11 protein-coding genes are annotated in these 15,866 nt (G+C 36.1%); 2 read left to right on the forward strand and 9 right to left on the reverse strand.

The annotated features are described in order from the left end of the window. Positions 1-88 precede the first annotated feature (88 nt). The 5 genes from OR571_RS15185 to OR571_RS15205 all read right to left on the reverse strand — a co-directional run bounded on the left by OR571_RS15185 (position 89) and on the right by OR571_RS15205 (position 6,552). Positions 89-1,246 carry a glycosyltransferase family 2 protein gene (locus OR571_RS15185; protein WP_282243903.1) on the reverse strand — a complete coding sequence of 386 codons (1,158 nt, stop codon included), beginning with the start codon at positions 1,244-1,246 and terminating at the stop codon, positions 89-91. A gap of 749 nt (positions 1,247-1,995) precedes the next feature. Continuing rightward, the gene (locus OR571_RS15190; protein ID WP_282243904.1) at positions 1,996-2,664 is read right to left on the reverse strand and encodes a vWA domain-containing protein; all 669 of its coding nucleotides are present in this window, start codon (positions 2,662-2,664) and stop codon (positions 1,996-1,998) included. A 253-nt stretch (positions 2,665-2,917) separates the two neighbouring features. Beyond that, complete coding sequence (locus OR571_RS15195) at positions 2,918-4,102, reverse strand: DHH family phosphoesterase (RefSeq protein WP_282243906.1); 1,185 nt, start codon at positions 4,100-4,102, stop codon at positions 2,918-2,920. A 204-nt stretch (positions 4,103-4,306) separates the two neighbouring features. Continuing rightward, on the reverse strand, positions 4,307-5,251 hold the full coding sequence (locus OR571_RS15200) for a DMT family transporter (protein ID WP_282243907.1): 945 nt from the start codon (positions 5,249-5,251) through the stop codon (positions 4,307-4,309). Between the two features lie 401 nt (positions 5,252-5,652). Further along, positions 5,653-6,552: a LysR family transcriptional regulator gene (locus OR571_RS15205; RefSeq protein WP_282243908.1), complete on the reverse strand. Its 900-nt coding sequence runs from the start codon at positions 6,550-6,552 to the stop codon at positions 5,653-5,655. A 153-nt stretch (positions 6,553-6,705) separates the two neighbouring features. On the opposite strand from OR571_RS15205, the gene OR571_RS15210 reads away from it, so the two are divergent. Continuing rightward, the gene (locus OR571_RS15210) at positions 6,706-7,194 is read left to right on the forward strand and encodes a PaaI family thioesterase (protein WP_282243909.1); all 489 of its coding nucleotides are present in this window, start codon (positions 6,706-6,708) and stop codon (positions 7,192-7,194) included. A gap of 149 nt (positions 7,195-7,343) precedes the next feature. Next, complete coding sequence (locus OR571_RS15215; RefSeq protein ID WP_282243910.1) at positions 7,344-8,621, forward strand: MFS transporter; 1,278 nt, start codon at positions 7,344-7,346, stop codon at positions 8,619-8,621. A 312-nt stretch (positions 8,622-8,933) separates the two neighbouring features. On the opposite strand, the gene OR571_RS15220 is transcribed toward OR571_RS15215, so the two are convergent. The 4 genes from OR571_RS15220 to OR571_RS15235 all read right to left on the reverse strand — a co-directional run bounded on the left by OR571_RS15220 (position 8,934) and on the right by OR571_RS15235 (position 15,855). Beyond that, positions 8,934-9,311, reverse strand: coding sequence for an SET domain-containing protein (locus OR571_RS15220; protein ID WP_282243912.1), 378 nt, complete (start codon positions 9,309-9,311; stop codon positions 8,934-8,936). 213 nt (positions 9,312-9,524) lie between these two features. Next, positions 9,525-10,889 carry an MFS transporter gene (locus tag OR571_RS15225; RefSeq protein ID WP_282243913.1) on the reverse strand — a complete coding sequence of 455 codons (1,365 nt, stop codon included), beginning with the start codon at positions 10,887-10,889 and terminating at the stop codon, positions 9,525-9,527. A gap of 109 nt (positions 10,890-10,998) precedes the next feature. Then, the gene (locus OR571_RS15230; RefSeq protein ID WP_282243915.1) at positions 10,999-11,916 is read right to left on the reverse strand and encodes a LysR family transcriptional regulator; all 918 of its coding nucleotides are present in this window, start codon (positions 11,914-11,916) and stop codon (positions 10,999-11,001) included. Between the two features lie 879 nt (positions 11,917-12,795). Beyond that, a complete protein-coding gene (locus OR571_RS15235; protein ID WP_282243916.1) occupies positions 12,796-15,855 on the reverse strand; it encodes an MMPL family transporter in 3,060 nt (1,019 codons plus the stop codon). Positions 15,856-15,866 lie beyond the last annotated feature (11 nt).

The following is a 15,866-nucleotide window of genomic DNA, read 5'->3' on the forward strand; positions in this document are numbered from 1 at the left end:
TAGTTTCACGACTAGCAATCGGGGTTATTTTAGGGTGAATATTCAATTACTGTTTTATATGAGTCGCTCATCGAACGAAATGTAAATATTATCGTACCTCGTCAATGGATTTCACTACTGTGTGAGCAATTGGTTTCCATTCAACTTTCTTAAAAAGTGCAACGATAGAAATTGGAATATACGTAAACATAAAGAATGGAAAAGTGAAGGTATAAGCAATTTTTTTCCATGCTGAACAATGAATCTTTTTCCATTCCGTCACAGTTGTAATGAATCCAAGTGTAAACAGTATTCCATAATACCAACCAAAGGAGTTTAAGAAAACCTTGGTAGTAGTATGGATAATCTCTTTTCCGTCAAACACCCCCAGTATACCAGCTAAGTAAAATGATCCATTCACCATCATACTGACACTGGATATGAGCATGGCAGGCATAATCGTCATCGTCATATCAAAGCAAGAAAATTTGTTAAGTCTTCCTAGAAACATATTTCGTATCAGACCACTTCCATATTTAGCAAAGACTTGGTAAAACCCTTTTGCCCACCGTAATCTCTGATGCCAAGACTGTTCAAAAGTGACTGGTTGCTCATCATAGAACATGGCGTTTCTACAGTATCCAAACTTTTCCCCTTTAATAATCTGAGAAACAGAAAACTCAATGTCTTCTGTAAGAAGATGGTGAATCCATCCTCCATTTTCTTTGATCAAATTTGCATGTACTAGAAATCCAGTTCCAGAAACTGCACAACTAGAGTTAAGAACCATCCTTGGGAGATTGAGATATTCAGCTTCATGTAGGAACCAAAGTGCATATCCTGCAGAAATCCAATTTTGGTCATAGTTTTTAGAGTTTCTATAGCTGGTAATTACTCTATATCCTTTATTGAAAGTTTTGTTCATCTCTTTTATATAGTTCTCATCTAGGAGATTGTCTGCATCAAACACAAAATATCCTTTATATTCTTTGGCTGAATATTCGCTTTCGATGACTTTGATCATATAGTCAAGAGCATACCCCTTTCCAACATGAACCTTATTGAAGCGTTCTCTAACGATTGCCCCGGCTCTTTCTGCAACTTTGGCTGTGTTGTCAGTACAGTTGTCTGCTACAACAAAAATATCAATCAAATCCATAGGGTATTTCTGGTTCTTTATGCTTTTGATCAATTGTCCAATAACGAGTTCTTCATTTCGAGCTGCGATGATTACCGCATATTTGTTAGGATGATTATTCTCTAACATAGGTTTTTTATTTTTTTTAGTCTTAAATGCAACAAACATGTATACAATCTGATAGGAATACATTAATGCAAATAATAGAAACATAAACAAATTAAAATCATTAATAAAATTTAAGAGCTGCGATCCCAAAAGCCGATCCCCCCAATGGTGTTGTCATTTTATTTTTAACTTTTTTCGGCTTCTTTCCGTAAATTTATGCATATTCAAAAGGCGTCAATCTTATTTGACTACCCTTTAAAAAATAAGTATATTACATCAATTTACATATCGAATGAAGACTATGTTAAGTCTTCGTAAACTTTTAGTATTTTTTTGTTAAATCCCCGATTCTAAAATTGATGTTACTGTAAAATCTAGAAGCTAATATGATATACCCGACTACTTCATTTTATAAACAATTTGCAGAACGTTCAGTATATAGTTTATGGGTAGAATACATTATTCTCGAAACAGTTCACGCTCTAAGGGATAACGAAAGATATTAATGACAGTGTTATCATAAAAAGCAAAAACTAGTCATTGTCCTCCCATTCAATTTGCATTTGCTTGAAGAAGAACCTGGGGATGTGTCAAGTAGATTAGTTAATGAAGAGGCAGCAATGTTATGAGGCGTTGGATAGCGAAGGAGAATTATTGTATGCAGGAAGGAACGAAGCATTATAGTACATTGTTAAAAGAAAAAAGGTATCCGAGAGTTTATTAAAATCTCTCTGAATACCATTTCTCACTAGGAAAACCTAAGTATGCGATTATTTCAGTACCCTTTTTTCCCTAGCCTCCTTCAGCCACATCGGGAACTCATTTAGCAATTCATTATACAGATCATCATCAGACATTTTTTCTACTTCTAAAATGTGAAAGAAATTTGCATTATCAATAAAACGACCTTCCATTGCATCCAATTTTTTTAATACGTCAAAATTAGAATCCCCCACTCCGATGAATTGCCAGAATATCGGTTTGTCTGATGATTGCACGATTGGCTTTTTTATCCCTGGCTTACATCCTCCATCATTGATAAATACAAGGAATACTGGATCCTCACTTGAATCTTCTCTGATATATTTTTGAATGACGTCCTCCATAACTTTTGGCTCATCGTTTCTGCCGAATTTATGCACTGATTCATTGTTTAATATATATTGATCGACATATCCTTCAAAGTTCTTTTCCGTTGCTGCCGGAAGACGTGAAAATTCGTTGTCATACACCCAAACGTCTAATGCACCGTCATCATCGAATTGACTTGCTACCGCTAGTACACGTTCTACCACCTTTTGTACTTCCCCACTTTTATACAAGCTTCTCATCGAGCCTGATATATCTAAAACCAAGCCAACTCTCGCCTTTTCATTCGCTAGCTTTTTCTTTTCAAGAATAATGCCTACTCTCTCTTTCCTTAATGATATAGATGACATGTTAAATTTCCTCCTTCTATTTTTCTTAAAACAAATGTTTACATGGGCTTATTCCTTTTGCAATTATTATGAATATTACATCTATTAATCTTGTTTTAGTTTATCATAATATGAACTAGAGAACTGTTTGGAATACTCGTAATTCATTTTATTGATTACCTGTCGAAATAAAAAAATTCCTGAAATCTATTTAGATCTCAGGAATAAATTAAATATTTTCTAGTTCAATTAAGTGGATGGATAGTAACATGTATTAATACTTATCATGTTTTACTTCATTCATTAAATACTCGACAAACTGGTCATCTCTAACTAACCACGCTTCATAATTTCGTTTAAGAAATTGCTCGCTTTCTTCAAAACTGGTAAAGATTTGTTCCATTAAGGTTTTATTTTTTTCAATCAACCAGTGCTGCTCATTCGCTTGATATAGAAGAAAAATATCCTCCCTTCTATTTTTGTAAAGCGAACCAAACGAAGAATGCTTCAAATTATAACGGTTTCTTTTCGCGTCTTCTTGCATCGGCTCTAAATGGAAGGTGTCTAAGACAAACTGCTTATATGCTTCATCTGTTAATGAACAACCGGATGCTTTCTGATGTCCGCCACCACCAAAATACCCTGCAATTTCAGATACATCTATATGATCATGAATCGTTCGCAACGATATTCGTTTTCCTCCCATATTTAATATAGCGATATAATCGACATGAGGATATTCTTTCCCTAGTTCATTGCCTAGCTCGGAATGATAGGATTCTGCATAAACAATACCAGCAATATAATCTCCAGCGTTTGACTGTACGATTTCCCTTTTTTTCCGTCGAATATAACGTTCTATTTTATCCTCTTCCATGTCCAACATTTTCTTTTCAAATTCATCAAAATCAAAATGCTCACTTGTAAGAAGTCGGTCGATCATTTTTTCTTCAAAATCTTCAATAGATACTAAATAGAAGAGTGAATTTAGTGAATGAGCTTGATGATTTTCATTCTTTTCCCACTCCCAGGTATCATACTGTCGAACTAACTCTACAAATTCAGTAATAGCATCCTTTTCTTCCAAGAAGTTATGCTCAACGAGATATTGATAAAATAAGGACGTAGCTGAAGTAAGTTTGCCTTCCTCATCCTCCACTAACACAAAGCCCCACTCATACTCATTAAAATGTATAGCCGTTTTGTGATGATCAATTAATTGGACTTTCCCTTTCTTTTGATAAAACTCATGAAGCTTTTTTTCATTATCTTGATTGGGAGATAAATCAGTAATAAATAAAAACGTTTCTGGATGATCATTTTCTAAAAAAAATTCAATTTCCCGATTAAGCGACCCTATCGAATTATATCGCACCCACATTTGCTTACCAAAAGCAAGTTTGGCTAAAATACCACATCCGACACCATCCAAATCATTATGGGACAATAATTTATACATCCTCTTCACCTCCATTGTAGTATGGTTTTTCCATCATTAATTTATAATAAGAAAAAGGAATCCTCATGTATTGATAACATGCAGATTCCCTTATATCTTAACTAACTTAATAGCTTACACAAGCTTTTAACTAACTAGCTCAAACTGAGGCAGCCTCAATGTATATTGAGCACTTACGATTACTTTTTTGTTCTAATCATTTCTTTACTTTTTTAGGTTTCCTGATACGAGGATAGAACCTAAAAGTACGATGATCGCTCCTAAGACAAATTGAAAATTAACTGGGGTACCAATAAACACAATCTCGGTTACAATCGCCCAAAATACATACGTATTGTTCAGTGATTGCCCTCTAGCAGCACCGATTAAATTAATGGAGGAATAGTATAAGGAATAATTAGCAGTTCCTAAAAAACCGGCTATAACAATAATCCATAAGATATTAGATGTCGCTGCTTCAAATACTAAAGGATAACCATGAATAAACGGTATTATTATTATCCCATAACTAAGAGCAGAAGTTATTTGCCTTATATTAATTGCATATAGCGGAATGACATCTCTACCTCTCATTCCCCAAGCACCGATTACTCCTTCAATTCCCCAAAATATGGCTGCCCCTAATGCAAACAAAATTCCAATGATAAAGTTACTTTCAGCGTCAAACTTGGTTGGCACATAAGCTAATACAATAACCCCTACGATACTTAAAGCAACACCAAACCAGGTTCTTTTGATCATTTTTTCCTTCAAAAAAAAGAAGGCAAGCACTGCCCCTATTCCCGGAAATATAGAAGCAATACTCGCTGCATAAGTTACTCCGGCATATTGAATACCAAGAAAATAAAAACTCATCGCCAAAGGCCCACCAGATAGTGCTCCTAATACTAAAATCGCTCCACTCTTTGTTTTAAATAGCTTTAAGACATTTATAAATTCGCCCTTTACAATCATAAGTAAAGAGATCCACAGTGAGGAGAAAAAATCATGCATGAATGCGGCAATAATGGGAGCAAGTAAAACTTCTTCTTTAAATGGTGTACTAGCTATGATAAAACCAATGATTACTGAATCTACTCCCCATGCAATAGCGGAAGTGGCACCTAAGCCTATACCCTTCCTAACTTCTTTGACACTTTTATTAGTCATTTATCTCACCTTTTTATGAATATCTGTTTTTTAAAATGTTGCTAACGAGGAAAGATGAAATAATGTGAGCAGTCATCCATGCCCAATAGAAATACATAATTTGTACCGTCTTATAATTACAATTTATTTTTAATTTGCCTTTCTTGTGTAGAGATTATACGTCCAAACAAAATAGAATTAAATACACGCTCCCTCAATTTCCTTTTTCTCCTGACAGTTGAACAATGAAAGTAAATTTTCTTATTCATATTCATAATTAGAGATTGTACATAAAGGTAATTAAAATAGGGGCGAAACAGTTTATCTAATGCATTTTTCCAAATAAAAAAAGCTAAGAGAATTTCTCTTAGCTTAATCAAATGTTAGATTGATATCAATCACATTCTTCTAGTATTCTAAAACTATTTCTCGGAAATAAAGTATCTTTCCATAAAACGCAAAAAAGCCTTAGCGCACGGTGAAAGATAGCGCCCTTCCACATAAAATACAGAAACCACACGGGATAGTGGCGGATCCAATTGTAAAATAGATATAGTAGGACCTGGAGACTCCGCCATTAAACGTGGAAGCACTGAAACACCTAGCCCCTCTGCTACGAGAGTCCGCGGTGAGGCACACTCGTAGGTGATAAGTGGCTCGAATCCTTCCCTATTGCATGTCATGAGAAGTTGAGAACGAATTCCGGACCCCTCCTTAAAAGATACGAATGATTCATCTCTAAGCTCTCTGATAGAAATTGTTTTTCGCTTCTCCGATGAATGTCCTTGGGCGACGACCAGCACTAGTTCATCTTTATATAGTGGTTTTGAGTAAAGTCCCTTTGGTGGAATTAGCTCTGTATTTGAGTGAATAGCTTCCGAATGAGCCAGTGCAAGATCTAGTTCTCCCTTTTTAAGAGCATCCAACAATGGTTCAGTTGTATTCTCCCTTATAAACACTTTTATCCCGGGATGCTCCTTACTAAATGCCGTCAGTAAGCTTGGTAACCTAGTTTGTACTAAGGATTCTAATGCTCCTACCATAATTTTGCCCTGCGGGAAGTTTATAAATCCTTTAACAGAGTCCTTCGCCATTTGCGCCTCAGCTAGGGTCTTTTCAGCACCTATAAAGAATTGCTCTCCGGCCTCCGTCAGAGTTACGCCTCTTCCTGTTCGTTTAAAGAGCTTAATGCCGAGTTCTTGTTCTAATTTTCTTATCTGCTGAGAAAGCGCTGGTTGAGCTATTCTTAGCCGTTCTGCTGCTTTAGTAAAATTTTTTAGCCTTGCCACTTCAACAAAGTAAGCTAACTGTCTAAGCTCCATAGATTCAACGACCACCTATTTTCATGATATAAGTAAATCTTATGAGTACGATAACATAAATATCTTTTTCTTATCAATTACACAGGGCTATAATTTAATCAAGAAAGAGCAAAGCAAGGGAAATTTCACTATTTTAATTTAGGAGGTTTTTATATGGAGGAGAATGTAACGAAAGCAATTCAAGATGATTACCCAGATGATTTTGCATGGTGTTATGGTTGTGGTCGTTTAAATGAAAATGGTTACCATCTTCGAACAGGGTGGATTGGGGAAAAAACGATAACAATTTATACACCACGTCCTGAGCATTCAGGAGGAATTCCTGGCTTCATTTATGGTGGTTTACTAGCATCGTTAATCGATTGTCATGGAACTGGGTCAGCATCTATGTATCTGCACCGAAAGAATGGTCATGAAATTGGAGATGGGGTTAATCCTCCTAGATTTGTGACTGGCTCACTAAAAGTGGATTTCAAACATCCTACTCCTTTTGGAGAACCATTAAAAGCAATTGGTACAGTAGAAGAAATTCATCCTAAAAAATATAAAGTCTACACGGATGTATTTGCAGGAGACAACCTTGTCGTTACCGGTGAAGTAGTAGCTGTATTAATGCCAAAGACATTCAGGCAGGAAGCGTAATAAAAGTTATTCTGCGTTGTATTTTAGATGCTCTTAATACAAAAAGAGTTGGTTTTAAAGAGTGTCACCTATTAGTAGTAAGTATTTAATTCTAATTCCGAATACGTTTTTAGTGGGAAGTTAAGTGCCATAGAAAGAGGGTACATTCAATGATTCAAAAGCTTCGAGGTATTTATTTCGGTTGGTATATTATTATTGTAAGCATGATCATTACCATGTTAACGGTAGGACTTCGTTTAGGAATAGGCCCGTTTGTATTACCTATGATGGAAGATTTAAGCTTAACCCGAACATTTATATCCATGATAATTTCTGTGAGTATGATTATGTATGGAGTTGGCATGCCTTTAGCGGGATATCTATGTGGAAAATTTAGTACTAAATTTGTTCTCCTGCTAGGGCTTGTAATCATAGAGTTATCAGTTTTGGGAACGGTGTTAACTAACAATGTCTGGATTTTTTTCTTCATGTATGGTGTGTTACTATCGTTCGGTCTTGCATTTACTAGTCCAGTAGCAGTAACTCCACTTATTAGTCGTTGGTTTGTTCGTCAAAGGGGCAAGGCTTTATTTTCCCTATCAACTGGCTCGATGGCCGGCATAGCTATATTTAATCCATTGGCTACTTTTATGATCGAGGCTATTGGCTGGCGAAGCACCCTGTCTATTTTTGCTTTCATTTTTATCATAATAATAGTTCCTGCTGCAGTTCTCATTTTTAAAGAAGATGTTCCAGAGGGTGCTGATTTAAATGAAGATTCTTCAAGCGCTAAGTCCTCTACTGATGAGATAACACCTAAACTTACTTTAAGAGATGCTATTCGAACAAAAGCATATTGGCAAATTGTAGCGGGATTATTTGCTTGCGGGTTCAGTATGAACTTACTAGGCTCCCATGCAGTTCCAATGTTAATAGATCACCATTTTGAACCTTCTACTGCATCATTTGGAGTTGGAATGATTGGGCTTGTTGCTATATTTAGCACCCTGATTTTAGCCTCCATAGCCGATCGTTTTTCTAAACGTAAGCTGCTATTTATTATTTATTTTATACGTGGTTTAGGTTTTTTAGGCTTGGTATTTTCACAAAACACTTGGCAACTTTATTTAGTGGCAGCGTTGGGTGGATTAGTATGGTCTGGGAGTATTGCAATCTCCTCCGCTATTTTAGGAGAGCTTTTTGGCGTAAAACTACTTGGCGTGCTTTATGGTTGGGCATATCTTGGGCATCAAATAGGAGGTGCAATTTCTTCATTTCTTGGCGGGTGGGGCTATGAGGTCTTTGGAACACATGTTTTTTCATTCGGTTTAGCGTCATTCACCTTAATAATTGCAGGCATTATATCATACCTAATCCCTGAAAAAACCAACCTGCAAAATATAAAAGAATATAAGCTGATAGGCAGTGGAACAACATCTTCCTCATAATATGTGTGGTTCTTTTAAAGTAGTTGAATTCTTATATCTCGTTCCTTTGGGCGTTGAGTAGTACTTTGTCCCATCCTTTACATGTAATTGTTTAAGTAACAATAAAAAAGGAATCAGTACGTATTTATACATTCTGATTCCTTTAATGTGGTTTTCTTACCTACTCAAAAAAATTATCTAGCTATTTTAAGCATAAAAAAACGAGACAGCACACCGATTTTTTCAGGAGTTGCTTTATGTCTGTAAAACATAATAACGAATTATCAGTTACTTTCAACATTGGCAAATCGTCAAGAACCATATCCATACTTTTTATTCCTCATTAAACCACAGCGGATCATGATCATCAACATCACCATTATAATTGATCAGAATTTCATCACCAGCTTTTATATCAGTATAAGCATAAAAATCAAATGTATGATTTTCAAAATTAATCTCATATATTGCATTAGGTTCGTATGAATGATTAAACAACATTCCATAACCAAGGAGGATAGCAGATTTATCTATCCCATATTCGAAAGCGTAATCAGCGAGTATGGTTTTCTCAATGTATTGATGCTGGTCGTTTGGATAAGAAATGACAGGTGCTTCATGTATGAGCTCACTTTTTTTAATATCACATGTCGCAAATACCCCTCTATTGAATTCTCCATTACTTAATAGAGATGTTTTTACCTCTAGCATATCTCTTCGCCTACTGACTTTTAAAATTTTCTTTCTTACTGTAACATTAATTTCGTATAAAGGGAAAAGTAATAATAATTCTCATTTCTTCGCTGTTCCAGCACAGAAATCATCCATACAAATATTCATCATTATCTCATCGCAAAGTAATTACCGCCAGTAATAATAATTAAAGAACCGCACAATAAAATGTGCGATTCTTTTTTTAACGTCTTATAATCTATTCGTAGTAGATTTTAACACCGTGACTTTTTTAGATGTTACTTGCTTCTCTCCTGCATAATCTGCACGATCTTCACGAATAAAGCTCATAGCTAGTGCACCAAAAATTGCAGCAATACCAATTGCAAAAAAGTTAAATTGTGGTTGGAGATTAAACGTTAATAGAATGCCCATATAAGTTGGAGCAACAATGGAACCGATTCTTCCAAATGCCATTGTGCTACCGAGAGCTGCTGCTCGAACATCAACTGAATAATACTCTGCCACATAGGCATTAGACATATTTTGCAAACCTACTGTAGCAGCCCCTATAACTGCAATTAGCCCATACGCTATATAAATATTTTTCGAGTAGCCGATCATCACCAATGCCACAGCTCCTACTATATAAAGCGGAATAAGCACACGTTTGAAACCAACAAATCGAATAAGAGTTCCGAACATCATTGTCCCAATAATAGCGCCTATTTGCAGTACTGCTACAAATAATAGACTTGATTTTAAATCATAGCCAGCATGCATCATTAAAGTTGGAAGCCATGTATTTAAAGAATACATCAAAATGAATGTACAGAAGCAAGAGAGCCAGAACATCATCGTACTTAAAGCTAGCTTATTTTTAAAAAGATCACGAACCGATGATTTTTGTAGCTGCTCCTGTTGGTCGTATGTAAATTGGACATCTTTTGAAAGCGTTGGTTCTATTTTTCGCAGTATAATGACAAGACGTTTTGTATCCTTTTGTCTCATTAAAGAACTAATTGATTCTGGAAGGATACGTATAACAAATGGCAGTAAAAGTAGTGGTAATCCACCAATCCAATAGACTGGCTGCCAACCCAATTTTTCGAGAAACATTTGCCCACTAAATGAGGCAGTAATGGCACCAATACAATAGCCGCAAAAAATAAATGAAATAATGGCAGCACGGTATTTGGCTGGAGCGTATTCTGAGATTAAAGCAGCGATATTAGGCATAACCCCTCCAAATCCTAACCCTGCAATAACACGACAGATAACAAAAAATATAGGCGTCGGTGCAAAACCAGATAATAATGTAAAGAAACTAAATAAGAAGGTCGTAAAAATAATAATACGTTTTTTCCCAAATCTATCTGCATATAGCCCAAACAAAACAGCACCAATTGCCGTACCAATTGTCGTATAACTACCAATCGACCCGGCTACTATATCTGTAATTCCCCAATCTGCTTTTAACAAAGGAATAGTCGCACCATAAATAACAACATCGTAGCCATCGAACATCATGATAAAAAATAAACAAAGAATCACTATGTAATGAAAAGCTTTTAATCTACTATTATTAACTATTTCAATGGGGTTCACCGTATTCATGACAACCTCTCCTGTGCAAATATATTTGATTTGTATTGTAAAGAGATTGTAGCATGATAAAACTGCTCATATATAACACATAAAATGTATCACTAGCTATAGTATAAAGCTATAGCCGGACTTGTTCTTCCGCAATCGTTTCTTTTAAATACTCAATATAAATACTCGCTAATGGACTTTGTTTTACATTTTTATGTGTAATATATCCAACCGTAATTCGTTCATCTACAAGTAAAGGAATGGATACGATATCTTTACTATTTAATTCATGACTAATCACACCTGTTGAAATTGTATAACCATTTAATCCGATCAATAAATTAAAGAGCGTAGCCCGATCACTTACAGTAATATTTTTTGGTCTAGAAATAGTACTTAAAATTTCCTCCGAAAAGTAAAAAGAATTATAATCCCCTTGTTCAAATGAAAGATACGGATAAGGAAGTAAATCTGTTAATGTCACAAAATCTTGCTCGGCAAGTGGATTTCGTGAGCTAATAAATACATGTGGCTTTGCTTCAAATAGCTTTTGAAACAGGAGGTTACCTTCCCTAAGAAATTTATGAATTACTTTTTTATTGAAATCATTTACATATAAAATCCCAATTTCACTACGCAGATTTTTCACATCTTCAATTATTTCATAGGTCTTTGTTTCTCTTAATGTGAATTCATACTCATCTCGATTGTATTCTTTTAGCAAGCGCACGAATGCACTTACCGCAAACGCATAATGCTGAGCCGATACGGAAAAGTGCTGTTGCAATGATTGCGTATTGGAATATCGATTTTCCAATAGTTCCGCTTGTTCAACTACTTGCCTGGCATAACCTAAAAACTCTGCCCCTTCCGTTGTTATGATGATTCCTTTATTCGTTCGAATAAAAATCATAATTCCTATTTCAGTCTCTAACTCTTTCAGTGCATTCGAAAGACTCGGCTGGCTAATAAATAAATTTTGTGCAGCTTTACTGATAGAACGACTTCTTGCTACTTCAATCACATATTTTAACTGTTGTAATGTCATTTTTTAATGCCTCTTTCTCGTATGTTCATTCGAAATTGTATTAATATTCAATGTACTGAAATACTATAACTCTTGCAACCTAAAAAACACTTAAAGAGTTTGATAGAGCTCTTTAAACAGAACAATAGTGAAAGCACCTGTCACTAAGTGACATGATATGCTAAATAATAAAAATAATGGACATTATAGAGTTAGTGTGTCATAAAGATACTAAGATGTCCGCTACGATTTCCGCTCCAGGCGGACGCTTATCGTGGGGCGGGCGGTGAGCCTCCTCATCGCTTTCGCTTCTTGCGGGGTCTCACCTGTCCCGCTGATCCCACAGGTGTCGCCGCCTTGCGCTTCAATTAATGGAACTTGCTGACTACTTTGTATATAAATAAATAGCGCATTAAGTTTCTGAGCATCCACCTAGCAGTGTCTTAGTTAAAACAATATAAATTAAGCATATTGTTACTATTAGCCATTTAAGGGAAAATAGCTTCCAATAACTTGATCTCAATTGCTATAAGTAAAATCACTTTCAACTTTGCATGTGATTTCTTATAGCAATTGAGACATAAGTTTGGATTTAGTTCATTATTTCTGAATAAGTAGCAAACTTTACTGGATTGTAGCGAAAGGGTGGCGACTCCAGCGGGAAAAGCACGAGCTGAAAGCCCCGCAGGAGCGTGAGTGACGAGGAGATTGAAGCTGTGCCCGCGGAAAGCGTCTACCCTGTAGCGAAAATCCCAGCGGACACTTCATCAACTCCTTACTACGCAGTTTTCCTATAATGCACATGAAACTTATACCATAGTTTTTATTATTTCCTAAAACAAAAAAAGAAGGGAAACAATCATTTGGTGTAAATGATTAATCCCCTTCTTTATTACAATCTTATATTTTCTTTTTTTCCTTAGAAAATAAATTTGCTAGTGCATCAGGTAAAGCCATCAATGCTGGTACAAAGAGTGGCAATAAGATAAAGCACAGAACAATTAGCCCTGTAATGACCGCAATCGCCAACTCTGTTAACAGGATAATTCCGGCTGGCATTAATGTTGCAAATGTACCACCGAGTATGATCACTGCCGAGATGATGACACCACCAGTATGCTTAGATGCTAACACAATTGCTTCTTTTGGAGATAGGTCCGGATATTCCTTAAAGCGCATCATTAAGAAGATACTATAATCTACTCCCAGAGCCACAATAATAATAAAGGAGAAGAACGGAACAAAGGATGATATTCCCGCGTATCCTAACAGATTTAGGAAAATGAAATTGATGATAAACATCGCTGTATAATACGCTCCAACAAGGGATGCTGTAATAAATACCGGTGTCCAGAATGAACGAATCACCAAGAATAAAACAAGCAATACACCGATAATAACGATTACCGTAGTTCTGCTTAAGTCTCTGGATAAAACATCGTTCATATCATTCGTAGTCGCACTTGTACCTACGGTTCCACTTTTCGCATCTGAAAGTACAGTGCCTTTTAATCCATCGGAAAGTGTATCATTGATTTGATTGATCGTTGCTAATGCTTCGTCAGAATATGGGTCATCCTTTAAAACAATTGTCATTTTAGTGATTTTACGATCTTCCGACATGAAGGCATCTAACGATTTTTTGAATTCCTCGTTCGTCAATGCTTCCTCTGGGATAAAAAATGTCTTATTGGAATTTAGCTGCGTTAAGTAACCATTTGTTTGCTCTAGTCCATTAGAAATACCTTGCAGCCCATCGTTTACATCTGTTAATTTTTTACCGAATTCACCGAATCCATTTAGACCTTCTAATAGTTGCTGTTGACCAGCTTTCATTTCACCGAGTCCAGTGTTTACAGAATTCATATTTGTGACTATTGTGTTGATGCCTGAAGATGCTTGCCCAAGTCCATCTTCTAACTTTTTCAACCCATTAGCCATCTGCATTAAACCGTTACTCATGTTCGCAAGATTTTTGTTTGCAGTAGTAAAACCAGCAGTGACCGTATTATAATTTTCATTTAATGCAGCTATGCTTTCGGGTGTAATTTGGTTTAACGATGCTGATAGCTGATCGATCGTTTGTTTCAACGCTTGGAAATTTGCATCGCTACTAGACTCTGCATAACTACTACCTAATGCATCTGTCATCGATTTCATCTGTGTCAGCGCATCTTTAACTCCAAGTAAGGCCCTTGCTGCATCCTGATAATGCGTTCCCATTTGAGCGTAACCAGCTTGCATTTTTTCATAGCTTTCGGCTAATACTCCTACACCGCTACTCATAGCAGTAAGATTGGTTTCGATTGTAGACAATCCGTTATTAATCGTTTGGGGATTACTTGTACCATCATCGATTCCTGCTTGGATTTGCTTTAATCCATTTGTTAGTGCTGTCATGCCATCTTGAAGCTTGGCAGTGCCATCGACCATTTGATTTACTTCAGAAAAGTCGGCGGATTCAAGTCCCTTTTGAGCTTCTGTTAATCCACTATAAATTTGGTCTACTCCGTTTTGCGTTTGGGAAATCCCTTCTGTAACACTTCCCATTTGACTGTCGACATAAAACACTGCAATTTGCTCGCCTTGAGGCTGTGTGACCGAGGAGACCATCTTCACACCTTTTAACGCCTTCAATCTTTCTGTGATGTTATCAACTACAGCAAGCGTTTCATTTTGATCAAGCGCTTCATCATTTTCAATAACTACCGTCGCAGGCATTGCCTGACCTTTTCCAAAATGCTCAGCTACTAGATTAATAGCTTTTGAGGAAGGATAGCTATCTCCAAGTTCCCCAACCGTATCAAAGTTCAATTTTTCTTCATGCAAGAAAATCATCGGACCAATGATTAAGAGAATAATCACTGTGATAAGAATGGGATGCTTTATACCAAAGGAAGATGTTTTCTCCCAGAACTTATTTTCTTCATGTCCTCCAGCATTTTTGGATGGCCAGAAAATTTTCTTACCTAACACTTTCATAATAAAAGGGGTTAATGTCAAAATTTGAAGCAATAATATAGTGACGCCAATGACAACGACAACACCGGATTTATAAATTGGTGACTCTGAGAAAACTAGCGCTAGGAATGCAATGAATACAGTAAGAATACTATATGCAATTGTTTTACCTGCTGTTTTATACGTATTGATGATAGAGTCATCTACTGAATTGCCATGCGACAATTCTTCCTTAAATCTATTGAATAAAAGAATATTATAATCTGTCCCAATCCCAAAAAGAATCAGTACTAACAGCATTTGTGTAAGACTCGTTATTGGGAAACCTGCTTTATCAATTAACTGTGCGGCAATCCCCATCGAAACAAGATAAGAAAACGCCACTGCTATTAGAGAGATAAATGGTGTAACAACGGATCTAAAAGCAATGATTAATACTACCAAAATAAAGATTACAGTTAATGCAGCACTTTTTTCTACCCCAGCTTGCGATGCCTTTAGATAGTCATTATTAATAAAATCTTCGCCACTAAGATAGTAATCAACTGGTAAACCTTCCAATTTACTTTCAAATTGTTCTTTTATGTCGTCTATTTCACGATCTTTTTTATCAAGCTTATAGCTTACCATTAAGGTTGTACCATCTTCAGAGACCAAAGCACTTTTGGCGTCTGGCATACTGAATGGGTCGATCATCTCGTTGACGCCAAGTTCTGCACTGCTATCACGGATTGACTCTACTGACTCCCCTATTTGCGTCATGTCTTCGTCTGATATTTTGTTTTTATCATAAAAAACAATTAGATTGTCTGCACCTTCCGTAGTATTCATTTTGTCTAAAATATCCCCTGCGATTACAGATGGGCTCTCACTACTTGTACCTTCCTGTCCTTGTTGCCGTAAAATCGCATTTATGTCAGGCTGAATGACTGTTAGCAATATTGTTGCAATGAGCCAAATGGCAAAAATAGCCCAACGTCCTTTTATAATACTTTTCACCTTATATCCCC

Origin of the sequence: Psychrobacillus sp. NEAU-3TGS, from assembly GCF_029955155.1 — a bacterium.
Classification (GTDB): Bacteria; Bacillota; Bacilli; order Bacillales_A; family Planococcaceae; genus Psychrobacillus.

Coding starts and splice junctions, on each gene's coding strand:
- OR571_RS15185 (WP_282243903.1), bottom strand. CDS start 1,246: ATGTTAGAGAATAATCATCCTAACAAATATGCGGTAATCATCGCAGCT.
- OR571_RS15190 (WP_282243904.1), bottom strand. CDS start 2,664: ATGTCATCTATATCATTAAGGAAAGAGAGAGTAGGCATTATTCTTGAA.
- OR571_RS15195 (WP_282243906.1), bottom strand. CDS start 4,102: ATGTATAAATTATTGTCCCATAATGATTTGGATGGTGTCGGATGTGGT.
- OR571_RS15200 (WP_282243907.1), bottom strand. CDS start 5,251: ATGACTAATAAAAGTGTCAAAGAAGTTAGGAAGGGTATAGGCTTAGGT.
- OR571_RS15205 (WP_282243908.1), bottom strand. CDS start 6,552: ATGGAGCTTAGACAGTTAGCTTACTTTGTTGAAGTGGCAAGGCTAAAA.
- OR571_RS15210 (WP_282243909.1), top strand. CDS start 6,706: ATGGAGGAGAATGTAACGAAAGCAATTCAAGATGATTACCCAGATGAT.
- OR571_RS15215 (WP_282243910.1), top strand. CDS start 7,344: ATGATTCAAAAGCTTCGAGGTATTTATTTCGGTTGGTATATTATTATT.
- OR571_RS15220 (WP_282243912.1), bottom strand. CDS start 9,311: ATGCTAGAGGTAAAAACATCTCTATTAAGTAATGGAGAATTCAATAGA.
- OR571_RS15225 (WP_282243913.1), bottom strand. CDS start 10,889: ATGAATACGGTGAACCCCATTGAAATAGTTAATAATAGTAGATTAAAA.
- OR571_RS15230 (WP_282243915.1), bottom strand. CDS start 11,916: ATGACATTACAACAGTTAAAATATGTGATTGAAGTAGCAAGAAGTCGT.